Source organism: Umezawaea sp. (assembly GCF_057122925.1).
The window spans coordinates 1-12,664 of record NZ_DBNGPQ010000101.1 but is presented as its reverse complement, the minus strand read 5'-3'; the positions used below and the strand labels follow the sequence as shown (position 1 = coordinate 12,664).

At 73.2% G+C, this 12,664-nt stretch carries 15 protein-coding genes; 11 read left to right on the top strand and 4 right to left on the bottom strand.

The annotated features are described in order from the left end of the window. The first annotated feature begins 24 nt into the window (after nucleotides 1-24). The 8 genes from AC156L_RS23520 to AC156L_RS23485 all read left to right on the top strand — a co-directional run bounded on the left by AC156L_RS23520 (nucleotide 25) and on the right by AC156L_RS23485 (nucleotide 6,819). Nucleotides 25-1,416: an acyclic terpene utilization AtuA family protein gene (locus AC156L_RS23520; protein WP_330880859.1), complete on the top strand. Its 1,392-nt coding sequence runs from the start codon at nucleotides 25-27 to the stop codon at nucleotides 1,414-1,416. Further along, nucleotides 1,409-1,726, top strand: a complete 318-nt coding sequence (locus AC156L_RS23515) for a DUF4387 domain-containing protein (protein WP_330880861.1) — start codon at nucleotides 1,409-1,411, stop codon at nucleotides 1,724-1,726. The genes AC156L_RS23520 and AC156L_RS23515 overlap by 8 nt, the downstream gene beginning before the upstream one ends. A 24-nt stretch (nucleotides 1,727-1,750) precedes the next feature. After that, a complete protein-coding gene (locus tag AC156L_RS23510; protein ID WP_330880863.1) occupies nucleotides 1,751-2,785 on the top strand; it encodes an AbrB family transcriptional regulator in 1,035 nt (344 codons plus the stop codon). 73 nt (nucleotides 2,786-2,858) lie between these two features. Further along, entirely contained in the window at nucleotides 2,859-3,083 is a 225-nt protein-coding gene (locus AC156L_RS23505; RefSeq protein ID WP_330880865.1) for a hypothetical protein, read from the top strand. 111 nt (nucleotides 3,084-3,194) lie between these two features. Continuing rightward, nucleotides 3,195-4,292: a sensor histidine kinase gene (locus AC156L_RS23500; RefSeq protein ID WP_330880867.1), complete on the top strand. Its 1,098-nt coding sequence runs from the start codon at nucleotides 3,195-3,197 to the stop codon at nucleotides 4,290-4,292. After that, nucleotides 4,285-5,373 carry a hypothetical protein gene (locus AC156L_RS23495; RefSeq protein WP_330880870.1) on the top strand — a complete coding sequence of 363 codons (1,089 nt, stop codon included), beginning with the start codon at nucleotides 4,285-4,287 and terminating at the stop codon, nucleotides 5,371-5,373. Before AC156L_RS23500 ends, AC156L_RS23495 begins: the two co-directional genes overlap by 8 nt. Then, on the top strand, nucleotides 5,358-6,008 hold the full coding sequence (locus tag AC156L_RS23490) for a response regulator transcription factor (protein ID WP_330880872.1): 651 nt from the start codon (nucleotides 5,358-5,360) through the stop codon (nucleotides 6,006-6,008). The genes AC156L_RS23495 and AC156L_RS23490 overlap by 16 nt, the downstream gene beginning before the upstream one ends. Nucleotides 6,009-6,162: 154 nt before the next feature. Further along, a complete protein-coding gene (locus AC156L_RS23485) occupies nucleotides 6,163-6,819 on the top strand; it encodes a hypothetical protein (RefSeq protein ID WP_330880875.1) in 657 nt (218 codons plus the stop codon). A gap of 55 nt (nucleotides 6,820-6,874) precedes the next feature. On the opposite strand, the gene AC156L_RS23480 is transcribed toward AC156L_RS23485, so the two are convergent. Both AC156L_RS23480 and AC156L_RS23475 read right to left on the bottom strand, forming a co-directional pair. After that, nucleotides 6,875-7,771, bottom strand: coding sequence for a S1 family peptidase (locus tag AC156L_RS23480; protein ID WP_330880877.1), 897 nt, complete (start codon nucleotides 7,769-7,771; stop codon nucleotides 6,875-6,877). A 21-nt stretch (nucleotides 7,772-7,792) separates the two neighbouring features. Continuing rightward, on the bottom strand, nucleotides 7,793-9,319 hold the full coding sequence (locus AC156L_RS23475; RefSeq protein WP_330880880.1) for a DUF1349 domain-containing protein: 1,527 nt from the start codon (nucleotides 9,317-9,319) through the stop codon (nucleotides 7,793-7,795). An 86-nt stretch (nucleotides 9,320-9,405) separates the two neighbouring features. On the opposite strand from AC156L_RS23475, the gene AC156L_RS23470 reads away from it, so the two are divergent. Both AC156L_RS23470 and AC156L_RS23465 read left to right on the top strand, forming a co-directional pair. Then, a complete protein-coding gene (locus AC156L_RS23470) occupies nucleotides 9,406-10,500 on the top strand; it encodes a sensor histidine kinase (RefSeq protein WP_330880882.1) in 1,095 nt (364 codons plus the stop codon). Then, nucleotides 10,497-11,165: a response regulator transcription factor gene (locus AC156L_RS23465; RefSeq protein WP_330880884.1), complete on the top strand. Its 669-nt coding sequence runs from the start codon at nucleotides 10,497-10,499 to the stop codon at nucleotides 11,163-11,165. Before AC156L_RS23470 ends, AC156L_RS23465 begins: the two co-directional genes overlap by 4 nt. 48 nt (nucleotides 11,166-11,213) lie before the next feature. On the opposite strand, the gene AC156L_RS23460 is transcribed toward AC156L_RS23465, so the two are convergent. Together AC156L_RS23460 and AC156L_RS23455 are read right to left on the bottom strand one after the other, a co-directional pair. Beyond that, on the bottom strand, nucleotides 11,214-12,041 hold the full coding sequence (locus AC156L_RS23460) for an APH(3'') family aminoglycoside O-phosphotransferase (protein WP_330880886.1): 828 nt from the start codon (nucleotides 12,039-12,041) through the stop codon (nucleotides 11,214-11,216). A gap of 133 nt (nucleotides 12,042-12,174) precedes the next feature. After that, nucleotides 12,175-12,399, bottom strand: coding sequence for a COG3415 family protein (locus AC156L_RS23455; RefSeq protein WP_330880888.1), 225 nt, complete (start codon nucleotides 12,397-12,399; stop codon nucleotides 12,175-12,177). 130 nt (nucleotides 12,400-12,529) lie between these two features. Between AC156L_RS23455 and AC156L_RS23450 the strand changes: the two genes are divergently transcribed. After that, on the top strand, nucleotides 12,530-12,664 hold a 135-nt coding region (locus AC156L_RS23450), incomplete at its 3' end, for a DUF4240 domain-containing protein (RefSeq protein WP_484407275.1).

Sequence of the window (12,664 nt, the reverse complement as noted above, 5' to 3'; positions counted from 1 at the left end):
CCATTGAGCGGGCAGGGAGCGCGGATGAGCAAGCCGGACGAGGCGGTCGACGAGGTGCGGATCCTGGTGCCCTCGGGGATGTTGGGCGCGGGCTTCGACGTGGCCGCCGTCGAGCGCGGACTGGCGCTGGGAGCCGACGTCATCGCCGTCGACGGCGGGTCGACCGACTCGGGCCCGTACTACCTGGGCTCGGGGAAGCCGAAGACCGCCGCGGCGGCCGTGTCCCGCGACCTGCGCATCCTGCTCGGCGCGGCGGCGCGGGCCCGCATCCCGCTGATCGTCGGCTCCTGCGGCACGAGCGGCACCGACTCGGGCGTGGACTGGGTCGCGGGCATGGTCGACGACATCATCGCCGAGGACGGCCTGGACCTCGCGGTCGCGACGATCTACAGCGAGCAGACGGCGGCCGACGTCGTGGAGCACCTCGACGCGGGCCGCGTCCACCCGTTGCCGCCCCTGCGGGACCTGGCCGCCGAGACGGTGCGGAGCTGCACCCACATCGTCGGGATGATGGGCCACGAACCCATCGTCGAGGCGCTGCGGAGCGGAGCGGACGTCGTGCTCGCGGGCCGCGCGACCGACACGGCGCTCGCCGCCGCGTACCCGTTGATGAAGGGCCTGCCCGCCGGGCCGAGCTGGCACGCGGCGAAGATCGTCGAGTGCGGCGGCCAGTGCACGACCAACCCGCGCTCCGGCAGCGTGTTCGCCACGATCGACCGCACCGGCTTCGTCATCGAATCCCTCGACGAGTCCGTCTCCTGCACACCGCACTCGGTGGCCGCGCACATGCTCTACGAGACGGCCGACCCGTTCCGGATGCGCGAACCCGCGGGCACCCTCGACGTCACCGACGCCGTCTACACCGCGCTGGACGACCGCAGGGTCCGCGTCGAGGGGTCCCGGTTCGAGGTCGCCGACCAGCACACCGTGAAGCTCGAAGGCGCCCGGATCACCGGCTACGAGACCCTGTCGTTCACCGCCATCCGCGACCCGCTGATCCTCAAGGACGTCGAGGGCTGGGCGGAGTTCCTGCGGCAGGTCCTCACCGGCCGGGTCACCCAGACCCTCGGCCTCGACGCCGCCGACTACGCGTTCGACATCCGGCTCTACGGCCACAACGCGGTCCTCGGCCACCTCGACCCGGACACCTCGCCGCCGCGCGAGGTCGGCGTGATGCTGCTGGTGCAGGCCGCGTCCCAGGAGACCGCGACGGCCGTCGCGAAGGTCGCGAACCCGTTGATGCTGCACCTGCCCGCCACCGACATGGCCTACCTGCCGAGCCTGGCCTTCGCCACGTCGCCCGCGGAGACCGAGCGCGGCGCGGCCTACGAGTTCGTCCTGAACCACGTGGTCGACACCGAGACCCCCACCAGCATGTTCCGCACCCACCTGCGAAAGGCCGCCGCCCATGTCTGACACCAGCCCGACCCTCGGAGACCTGGCGCTGGAGGTCCGGTCGAAGAACGCGGGCCCCTTCTGGGTCACCGTCGAGCTGTTCATGCGCGACGAGGCGGGCTACGCGATCGTCGCCGACGAGGAGTTCCTCGACGAGGCCGTCGTCGCACGCCTCTACGACGTCCCCGCCGACGGGGTGCGGATCTTCCGCATCCCGTCGCTGCACGTCGTGAAGATCTCCTACCCCCGTCCGGTCAGCCAGGGCAGCCTGTTCGACCGCGACGTCCACGCGGGCCAGCACCACGTGCCGCTCGCCGTCCTCGTTCCCTGACCGACGCGACGAGGAGCCGGACCGGTGTTCTCCCGCGTTGCGCCCCGGCTCCTCGTCGCCGTCGTCACGGCGCTGTCGGCCGTGCTGCTCACGTGGCTCGACGTGCCCGCGGCCCTGCTGTTCTCGGGAGTCCTGGGTGGACTCACGGCGTCGTCCACCGGCCGCCGCGAACCGGGGCCGACCCGGTTCGCGGGCACGGTCGCGCAGGCCGTGCTCGGCGCGTCGATCGGCGCGATGGCCGACCGGACCGTGCTGGGCGAGGTGGCCCGGCACTGGCAGGCCATCCTCGTCGTCGTCACCGCCACCCTCGTCGTCAGCACCGGCGTAGGGCAGCTCCTCCGCCTCCTGCCGACGGTCGACGGCCGCACCGCCGTGTTCTCCTCGGTGGCCGGGGGCGCGGTCGGGTTCATCACCGGCGCGCGCGAGGCCGGCGCGGACGAGCACGTCGTGATGGTCGTGCAGTACCTCCGCGTGCTGCTCGTCCTCGTGTCGATGCCCGCCGTGGTCCTCTGGCTCGACCCCGGCTCACGGGCCGTCGGCGACCAGGTGTCCGCGAGCGCGGCGAAGTCGGCGCTGTTCGCGCTCCTCGCCGTGACCGCGGGCCTGGTCGCGAACCGGCTGCTGGCGTTCGCGGGCTCGGCCCTGGTCTGGCCGATGCTCGCCGCCCTCGGCCTGGCCGCCTGCGGCCTCTTCGACCACCCCGCGATGCCCACCGCGGCCCTCGGTGCCGCGTTCCTCGTCGTCGGCCTCCAGATCGGCTCCTCCCTGTCGCTGGACAAGGTCCGCGCCGTGACCCGCGTGCTCCCGCTGGCGGGCGTGCAGATCGTCGCGACCGTCGCCGCCTGCGCCCTGGTCGGCGTCGGCCTGAGCCGCCTCACGTCGATCAGCGCCTACGACGCCTACCTCGCGTCCACACCGGGCGGCCTCTCAGCGGTGCTGGGCCTGTCCCTCGCGACCGAGTCCAACACCCCGCTGGTCATGGCCTTCCAGGTGACCCGACTGGTGGTGTCCCTGCTGTTGCTGCCGCTGTTCGCCACCGTCGGCCGCCGCGACGGGTGACCTCCGCGACTGCCGAGGTCGCCGGTCGTGGATGTGCCGAACCGGGTGTCAGCGGCAGCGCCGACCAGAGCGCGTGGCCGATCGACCCTGCCGCTTGCTCGACGACGCCGTGTCCACCGAACGCGTGGAAGCCGCCACCGCGGGCGCGGACGCCGTCGCCCTGGCCGTGGAGGTGGTCGGTCCCTCCACCAGGAAGACCGATCGGCTGGAGAACGGGCTGACCGGCACCGTCGCGGTGACCGGCACGGCGTCGACCACGGTCGCCCCGGCCGATCTCCACGGCGTCCGCGAACGCTGACCACGCACGTCCGCCCGGCCGAGGGCGTCCCACCCCGGCCCCCTAGGGCTGCACCCGGACCGCCGACCCGGAATACTCCAACCAGCCGCACCGACGACGTCTGGGGGACCTATGCCAGCGCCGTCGCCCACCGGCGCCGTCGAGGCGGGCTTCCGGTTGGCGGTCGGCCGGTTCGCGGGCCCGGTCCGGGGCGTCGGACTCGCGGTCATCAGCGTGTTCGGCGTGCTCGCCGTCCCGGACGACGCCGTCCCGCTCGGCCTCGGCCTGCTGGGGTTGGCGCTGGTCGGCGCGGTCTCCGACGGCGTCCCGGCCACCCGCGGCACCCTGGTCGCGCTGGCGCTGGCCGTCGCACGGGCCGGGGCGATCTGCGCGACGCAGTCGTGGACGGCGTCCGGGCCGAACCTGTGGGCGCTCAACGTCCTCACCATCACCGCGATCACGTTCCAGTGGGAGTGGCCGCTCAAGATCGCGGTCCCCGCCACGGTCGGGTTGCTCGCCGTGTTCCTCGCGGCGGGCGGGCCGCCGTCGACGCTGCTGCGCGTCGGGGTCGAGTGCCTGCTCGCGCGGCTGGCGTTCCTGCTGCTGGTCCGCTCCGCCCGCGGGGTCGACGAGCTGCGCGCCCGGCAGGCGGCGCTGGAACGGGCCGAGGTGCTGGCCCGTGAGCGGCGCAGGCGGGAACGGGAGTACCTCGCCCTGCTGCACGACACGGCCTCGGCGACGTTCCTGCTGGTCGGCAGCCGCACCGCCGACCCGGCGGAGGTCGCCGACTTCGCCCGGCGCGACCTGGCCGTGCTGACCGGATCGACCGGCGGACCCGGCCTGGACGACCGGCTGGTGGACGTGGAGTCGTCGCTGCGGTCGGTGGTCGAGCGCAGCCCCCTCGCCATCGACGCGCGCTGGGAGCACGTGCCGCTGCTGCCGGTGCCGGTCACGCTGGCGCTGGTGCGAGCCGTGCGCGAGGCCGTGACCAACGTCGAGCGGCACGCGGGCGTGCGCGCGGCGGCGCTCGGTGTCGCCGGGTCGGGCGACGGCCTGGTCGTGACGGTGACCGACACCGGCACCGGGTTCGACCCGACCGCCGTGCCGGAGCACCGCCGGGGCATCCGCGGCTCGCTGGTCGAGCGGATGGCCGCCGTCGGGGGCCGCGCCACCGTGGACTCGCGACCCGGCGGCGGCACCACCGTGCGGCTGGAGTGGCCGCGTGGCTGACGACGACCGGCTCTTCGCCAACATCAGGATCGTCCTGCTCGCCGTGACCGCCGTCGTGCAGACCGGCCTGAACGCGACGTGGCTGGTCCAGCACCAGCGCGACTACCGGCCCGCGTGGGTCGAGAACACCGCGTTCGCCACCCTGGCGCTGGTCACCGTCGTCTGCGCGGTCTGGCTGCTGCGCCGCCGACCGCTGCCCGCGCCGGTCGCGTTCGGCGGCGCGGCGGTGGTGCTGGCCGCCTCGGTCGCGGCCACCGCCGCCCTCCCCGAGGACGGGTTCTTCCTCGACGTGCACTGGTCGTTCGGCCTGGTCGGCTGGCACCTGCTCGTCCTGCTCGTCGACCGCCTCGGCGTGCTGATCGGCGCGCTCGCGGCGCACGGCGTGGCGAGCGTGACCCAGTTCGTGCTGGTCGGCGACCACGACCGCGCCGAGGTCGGCGGGGCGGGTGTCGTCGTGCTCAGCGTCCTGGGCTTCCAGGCCGCGATCGTGGTGATCTCGCTGGTGCTGCGCCGCCAGACGGGGCTGGCCGCGGCGGTCGCGGCCGACCGCGACCGGATCGCCACCCGTGCCGCGCTGGCCGAGCAGTGGGAACGCGACCGGCGGCAGACGTTCGCCGGTCAGCTCGGTGCGACGCTGCCGCTGCTGGTCGGGCTGGCCGACGGCGCGCTCGACCCGCGCGACGACGCCACCCGCCGCCGCTGCGCGCTCGCCGCGACCCAGCTGCGCAGGCTGTTCGCCGAGAACGACGACGTGCCCGACCCGCTGGTGCACGAGGTCAAGGCCTGCGTGGACGCGGCGGAACGGCGGGGCATCGAGGTGTCGCTCGCGGTCAGCGGCTCCGCCGTGGCGGTCCCGACGGTCGTGCGGCGCGAGCTGACCGCCCCGCTCGTGGTCGCGCTGTCGCACACCCGCACCCGCGCGCGGGTCAGCGTGCTGCGCACCGACCAGGAGGTGCGCGTCGCCGTGCTCGCCGACACCGATCCCGGCGACGGGATCGCACCGACGTCGCCGCTCGTCCGAGTGGAGTGCGACACCTACGGACCGCGGACGCGGATGGAGGCCAGATGGAAGCCCAACTGACCGCCGTGGTGGTCGACGACCACCCGGCGGTGCGCGCCGGGGTCGCCTACTGGCTCGGCGCGGGCACCCCGCCGATCACGGTGGTCGCCGCGGGCGAGGACGTGCGGGTGGCGTGGATCGGCGACGGCGCGACCGCCGACGTCGTGATCCTCGACCTGCACCTGGGCGGTCCGACCCCCGCGCTGGGAGACCTGCGCAGGCTCGTCGAGGCGGGCAGGCGCGTGGTCGTGTACTCGATGCGCGCGGACGACGACATCGCGCTGACGTGCCTCGAACTGGGCGCGCTGTGCTACCTGACCAAGGCCGAGGGCGAGGAGCACCTGGTCGAGGCCGCCCGCGCGGCCGGTCGCGGCGACCCGTACACGCCGCCGTCGCTGGCGGGCGCGCTGGCCGGCGACCGCTCCGACCACCGGCCCGCGCTGTCGGCGCGGGAGACGGAGGTGCTGGTCGAGTGGTTCCAGTCGGAGTCCAAGGACTTCGTCGCGCAGCGGCTGGGGATCAGCGCGAGCACGGTCAACTCCCACCTGGAGCGCATCCGGATCAAGTACGCCCAGATCGGCCGCGAGGCCCCCACCAAGGCGGCGCTGGTGGCCCGCGCGATCCAGGACGGGCTGATCGGCGTCGAGGACCTGTGACCCAACCGTCACGACGGTGTGGTGCGAACGACCGACAGAGCCCGGCGGTGATCGCGGATAGCGTCCTGGCAGACCGGACGGTCCCTGTCGGGCCGGAGGTCCATCCGCACCTCCTCGCCGGCCGCCGTCCGGCGAGGGTCTACCGAGGAGTTCCATGACGCACCTCCGTGGCCCCCTGCTCGCCGCCGCCGCCACGACCGCCGCGCTGCTGCTGTCGTCGTGCGCGAGCGAGACCGCGGGCACCGCGGTGCAGTCGACGTCGACCGCGCCGATCACGGCCGCGACGAGCGCCGTGAGCCCGGCGACGTCCGCGTCGTCCACCGCGTCCTCGTCCGCCTCGCTGCCGAAGGCCGCGGCGGGTGACGTCACCAAGCCCGGCTCCGAGCTGAAGGTGGGCGACCGCGCCGTCGTGCCGTTCAAGTACGGCACGGACAAGAACGGCACCATCGCCATCACCGTGACCGCGATCGAGAAGGGCGACAACGCCGACCTCGCGAAGTTCGGCGACAAGGCGAAGGGCCTGATCCCCTACTACATCAGGGTCACCGTCGAGAACGTCGACGGCAGCGACCTCGCCTACAGCTCGGTCAGCCTCCGGGCCATCGGCACGGACGGCAAGTCCACCGGCGTGATCATCACCGGTGAGACCGACAAGTGCGAGTCCGAGACCGCCAAGAAGGACTTCACCACCGCGGGCGCGAAGTTCGAGACCTGCGTCCTCCAGGCCTCCCGCGAAGGCCTGGAGGTCGCGGGCGCGACCTTCGACAAGGGCGACGACTACCTGAAGTCGCCCATCACCTGGAAGAGCTGACACCCGCTGGGGGTGTGGAACGGGGTGCGGCGTGCGGAGCCGCGCCCCGTTCCGTCTACTCGGGGGCGATGCCGGTCTGGTCGCGGATCCAGTCGGCCACGACGTCCACCCGCGAGATGATCTCGGCGCCGGGCTGCGGGCACGCGGGTCCGGTGCTCTCCACGGCCACCAGCACCCCGGTGCGGTCGTCCTCGGTCGTGAAGAACGGCGCACCCGAGTCCTGCGGGCAGGGGCTGTTCTCCACGGTGCGCGGCGCCACCGGCTGGGCCTGCAACTCGTTCGCCGCGATGGCCGAGACGGTGAACTCACCCCGCTTGAGGTGGTCGGTCGGCGTGATGACGGTCGCCGAGAGCGACCCCCACCCGGCGAACTGCACCCGCTGGCCGATCACGGGCGGCGCCGAGGGCAGCGCCAGCGGCACGACGTCCACCACGGGGACGCTGAGCTTCGCGACCGCGAGGTCGTTGAGCGGTGACTGGCGGATGTCCACGACCTCCGCGGTCTGGCCGCCCCGCTCGCCGGTGGTGAGCTTCCCGATCGTCACCACGGTCGTGTACAGGGGCTTGCCGCCCACCCGCACGTCGTTGACGTCGTGGAAGCAGTGCCCCGCCGTGACGATCCACTGAGGAGCGATCAGCGCGCCGCTGCACCCGCCGCTGCGGACCCCGCCGGTGGCCTCCGGGATGTCGTCGGAGGACAGCTTCGCGTTGAACGGCAGGATCGGCTTCGGCGGCGGGGGAGGGGTCGTGGTGGTGACCGCCGTCGTCGCGGGACCCGCGCCGTCGGCGTTGAGCAGCACGCTGCGGTCGGGCCGCCGGGCCTGCTCGGCCAGGGTCGTGGCCTTCAGCTCGGGCAGCGCGACGGCGGCGAAAGCGGCCCCCGCGCCCAGCACCGACGCGACCGCCAGCGTCCCGAGCGGCAGGAGCGGGCGTCTTCGTGAACTCGTCCTCACCCCCGTAGTACGGATGAACGATCACCGCGGTTGAACCGGATCGCGATCGGTGTCCGAACGGACACCGGCGGGTTCCCGTTCCGGGCCCGGGCGCACCCCTGCCGTGGACCGCCGGACGGCGAGCCCGACCGCGGCGGCGGTCCAGCCGAGCAGGACCAGCAGCCCCGCCCACCACGGCAGCGGGAAGTAGCCCATCGAGGGCGTGTAATGGCCCACGACCTGCGGGAACTCCTCCACGGTCTGCTGCACGGCGAAGCCCGCGGCCGGTGTCACGCGCAGCAGCCAGCGGGACACCTCGTCGGGCAGCAGCGGCAGCACGCCCAGCGCGTAGGGCAGCAGCACCACCCCGACCACGGTCAGCACCGCCGCCCACGCCCGGCCCAGCAGCGCGCTGACGGCGACCGCGAGGACGGCCACGGCGGCGGCCAGCGCGCCGACGCCCACGACCACGCGCAGGCCCGTGAGCGGTGACACGGGCAGGACACCGCCGCCGTTGGCGCGCAGGACCGCCGAACCCACCAGGACCACCACCGCGGCGGCGACCGTCCCCGAGGCGAACGAGACCGCGGCGAGCACGGCCGCCCGACCCGGCAGCGCACCGGGATCGCGGCGGGGGGCGAACCGCGCGGCCACCACGACCAGCACCAGCAGACCGAGGACGAGACCGACGAGCAGGCCCTCCACGGAGCGCCCGCCCACCGTCGGTCCCGGCCCGACGTCGCCGGACCCGGTCACCGTCACCGTCCCGCCCGACTCGACGACCCCCGGCGCCCGGTGGTGCTTCTCCCAGTCGGTGGCGCCCGACTCGCCGATCTGCGAGCCGGTCCACCCGGTGACGGGGGCGCCGTCCACCGTGACGTCGTCGAACACCCCGGTGGCCTGGGTGAACCGGGCCTGCCCGCTGGTCGCGCCGAGCGCGGTCGGCACGAGCGTCAGGTCACCCGGCGACGTCGCGAGCAGCCCCACCCGCACGGTGTCCGGGAGCCCCGGCAGCTCCGCGGTGCCGACGGTCGTCCACCGCTCGCCGTCGGTCGACTCCTCGCCGGTGACGACGTCGCCGGAGCGGGTCAGGCGCAGCCAGCGCGGCGCCGTCAGCGGGCCGGGACCGCCCGCGGTGTCGTGGGCGTAGTCGTGCTGCATCCGCACGCCGTGCGCGCCGGTCATCACGAGCGCGGCGTAGGACGAGCCCTGCTCGGTGCCGTCCTTGACGACGACGCCGACCTTCGCCCACGGCACGAGACCCTCCACGATCTCGTCGTGGTCCGGCGGCGGGTAGGTGATGATCCCGGTCATCGACGTCAGCCGCGCGGTGATGGTCCCCTCGCGACCCAGCGGGCGGTGCGCGAAGGTGAACTGGTCGCTCACCGCGAGGCCCCGCGGTCCCACCGGGTCGGTGGGGCACTCGACCTCGACGTTCCCGGCGCTGCACGACGAGCGGTCGGCGACCGCGAGCAGCAGTCCGGGTAGGACGATGAGCAGGACGGTGACGGCGACGGCGACGATCCGGCCACGGGTGCGGAACCCGTTCCGGGCTGCGGTGGTGTTCACGGCGGCAGTTCTACGGACACGGCGGTGACACGACCCGAACCGCCGCTGTCACCCCGCTGTTAGGTCCGGCGCGGCATCCTGGGCGGATGGACCAACCACGTCATCCGGCGCTGCGGGTGCGGGCGCGATTCACCGCGCTCTACGTCGTGCTGTTCCTCGCCTCGGGGCTCGGGCTGCTTGGCCTGACCTACCTCCTGGTGGGCACGACGATCAGCGTGCCCGCCGAACAGGGGCCGCCGAGCCCGGAAGTCCTGCCGGCGCCGCCCGTCGAGGGGATGTGGCCGCGCCAGCTCCTGGTGGGCTCGCTGATCGCGCTCGCCGTGATGGGCGCGCTGTCCGTCGTGATGGGCAAGATCGCCGCAGGCCGGGTGCTGCGCCCGCTGCGGTCCATCACGGCGGCGACGCGGCGGATCACCGCCGACAACCTGCACGAGCGGCTGGCCGCGCCGGGACCGGACGACGAGGTCAAGGACCTCGCCGACACCATCGACGGTCTGCTGGAGCGCCTGGAGACCTCGTTCGCCGCGCAGCGCCGGTTCATCGCCCACACCTCCCACGAGCTGCGCACACCGCTCGCCACGATGCGGGCGTCGCTGGACGTGGCCGTGGCGAAACCCGAGCCGCAGGCGCAGACCGTGGCGCTGGCGGACCGGCTGCGCACCGAACTGGACCGGGTCGACGAACTGCTGGAAGGCCTGCTCGTCCTCGCCCGCGCGCAGCACGGCGTGCTCGCCGACCGCGTCCAGGTCTCGCTCGCCGCGCTCGCGTCCACAGCCCTCACCGAGCACGCCGGAGCCATGTCCGCCAAGGGACTCGTGCTGGACGTCAGCGCGGTCACGGGCGGCGCGCTGACCGTCGGCAACGCCGCCCTGCTGACCCGCATGGTGGAGAACGTCGTCGACAACGCCGTCGTGCACAACGTCGACGGCGGCTGGATCCACGTCAAGGCCGGGACCGAGGCCCGGCTCGTCGTCGAGACCGGCGGACCCGTGCTCGACCCGGACCACGTCGCCCGGCTCGCCCAGCCGTTCCAGCGGCTCGGCGCCGACCGCACCGGATCGGACACCGGCACCGGCCTCGGCCTGTCGATCGTGTCGGCCATCGCGGGCGCGCACGGCGGCAGGCTCGACCTGGGCGCACTGCCCGAAGGCGGACTGCGCGTCACCCTGTCGCTGCCATGAGGGTCCTGGTGGTGGAGGACGCGCGGACGCTGGCCGCCGTCGTCGCGGAAGGCCTGCGCGACCAGGGGATGGCCGTCGACGTCGCCCACGACGGCCTGGTCGCCGCGGCCAAGCTCGACGTGAACGCCTACGACGTGGTCGTGCTCGACCGCGACCTGCCGGGCGTCCACGGCGACGTCCTGTGCCAGATGATCACCGAACGGGACGACCGCGCGATGGTCCTCATGCTGACCGCGGCGGGCTCACCGGGCGACCGCGTCAGCGGCCTGACCCTGGGCGCGGACGACTACCTGGCCAAACCGTTCCACTTCCCCGAACTGGTGCTGCGCGTCCGCTCCCTCGCCCGCCGCCGCCCCACCGCCCGCGGCCGGGTCCTGCGCGCGGCGGGCGTCGAACTGGACCCGGTGCGCCGCACGGCGACCCGCGACGGCACCCGCCTCGACCTGTCGGTGAAGGAGTTCGCCGTGCTGGAGGCGCTGCTGCACGCGGCACCGGCCCACCTCAGCGCCGAGGACCTGCTGGAGCGGGTGTGGGACGAGCACGCCGACCCGTTCACCAACACCGTGACCGTCACGATCGGCCGCCTGCGCCGCAAATTGGGCGCTCCAGCGGTCGTCCTCACCACCGCGGGCGTCGGCTACCGGATCGGGGACCCGGCCGACTGACTTGCGGGCATGTCTCATGAAGTTCGACCGGTGGCGATGCGCAGGAAGCTATCCCCAGGTGAGGGGGTCCAAGTGGAGGTAGAACTGTTGCCGGTCAGCGTCAAGCGTGATGCCGTAACCACGGGCGAAGGCATCGTCGGCGGCGATCGCTCGGTTCTCGTCGTTCCACGCTTCCCTGGCGTTGGCGAGCAGCAGGGCGATATCGGCATACCTGTCCGCCCGGCCGAGGCGTCCGAGGTCTACGAATCCCGCGAAGTCGAGCGTGCCTGGATCCAGGATGATGTTCGGCAGGCAGAGGTCGCCGTGACAGACGACCGTATCGGCGGCTTCCTGTCGAAGGCGCCGGCGGAGTTGGTCGGCAAGTCGATCGAGCAACTCGGTCGGCGGCGTCTGCTGCTGCTCGACCGGCAAGAAGTCCGGGTTGACCGCACGGCGCGCGACGACGTCCTGGGCGGTGACGAACATCTGCCTCAGGTCGCGGGTGAACGGACAGTCCTTCGTCGGCAGCGCGTGCAAGCCACGCACAGCCTCAGCGATGGAAGGCCACGCCTGCTGGAGCTCCCCTGCCGACACGCTGTCGGCAGGCACCCCACGGACGGCACTGGTTACCAAACACCCGCCACCGGCGTCAGCGATCCAGTCGAGCGCCCTGGGCCCCGAGATGCCACTGGCACTGAGCCAACCGACCCGGTCCCGTTCCCGCACCAGGAGATCCTGTTGCCCCGCCGGTACGCACTTGGCGAACCGCGAGCCGTCGGCACTGCGAAAGACGTAAGCGCCGGACTCTCCATTCGTGACGGGCTCCCATCCGCCGGAATGGTGCTGGGCGAGAAAGAACCCCCACTCATGGTGCGGTGACCCACTCACGAAGATCATCGTAGCCGGCGGTCTGCTCGGCTTCCACCGGTCTGCCTGACTCTTCGTCCGAGGTGGTGCAGAGGTAGATCACGGCGCAGAATTCGCCTTGCCGGGCCTACCGGGCCTCTCTTGCGGCGTAGCCGCGCCAAACCTACAACCTCATCGAGCAACGCCCACCGGAATCGGTGCGCGCCACCAGGCCGTCGCGACCTCCCCGTTGATAGGCGTGCCACCACGTACCCACCGAGACCCCGAACACCTCCGCCGCCTGCCGATGGCCCTCCACTCGCCCGGCTTCCAGCGCCGCCACCACCCGCAACCGCAGCACCCCACGTTCCGCAGGCGACAGCCGGTGCGCACCCTCGACCTCGATCACGGGTGATCAACCCGTGGGCGAGTGATCACTTTCGGCTCAATAGCTCTAGTAGTGCTCCGTTGTCACCCACTTCGCTGCCCCTGAACAGCCCGTTCCGGTTTTGTCGGACCCCGCCGGCATCCTGACCGCCATGGACATCGACCAGTTCTGGGCGCTGATCGCCGCCGCCCGCGCCCGCGCGGCCGACCCCACCGATCCGGCGGCGGTCGCCGAGCAGGCGAGCGCGCTGCTCGCGACCCGTCCGCCCGCGGAGATCGTCGCCGCC

Coding starts and splice junctions, on each gene's coding strand:
- AC156L_RS23520 (WP_330880859.1), top strand. CDS start 25: ATGAGCAAGCCGGACGAGGCGGTCGACGAGGTGCGGATCCTGGTGCCC.
- AC156L_RS23490 (WP_330880872.1), top strand. CDS start 5,358: ATGGAAGCCCAACTGACCGCCGTGGTGGTCGACGACCACCCGGCGGTG.
- AC156L_RS23515 (WP_330880861.1), top strand. CDS start 1,409: ATGTCTGACACCAGCCCGACCCTCGGAGACCTGGCGCTGGAGGTCCGG.
- AC156L_RS23500 (WP_330880867.1), top strand. CDS start 3,195: ATGCCAGCGCCGTCGCCCACCGGCGCCGTCGAGGCGGGCTTCCGGTTG.
- AC156L_RS23470 (WP_330880882.1), top strand. CDS start 9,406: ATGGACCAACCACGTCATCCGGCGCTGCGGGTGCGGGCGCGATTCACC.
- AC156L_RS23460 (WP_330880886.1), bottom strand. CDS start 12,041: ATGATCTTCGTGAGTGGGTCACCGCACCATGAGTGGGGGTTCTTTCTC.
- AC156L_RS23465 (WP_330880884.1), top strand. CDS start 10,497: ATGAGGGTCCTGGTGGTGGAGGACGCGCGGACGCTGGCCGCCGTCGTC.
- AC156L_RS23485 (WP_330880875.1), top strand. CDS start 6,163: ATGACGCACCTCCGTGGCCCCCTGCTCGCCGCCGCCGCCACGACCGCC.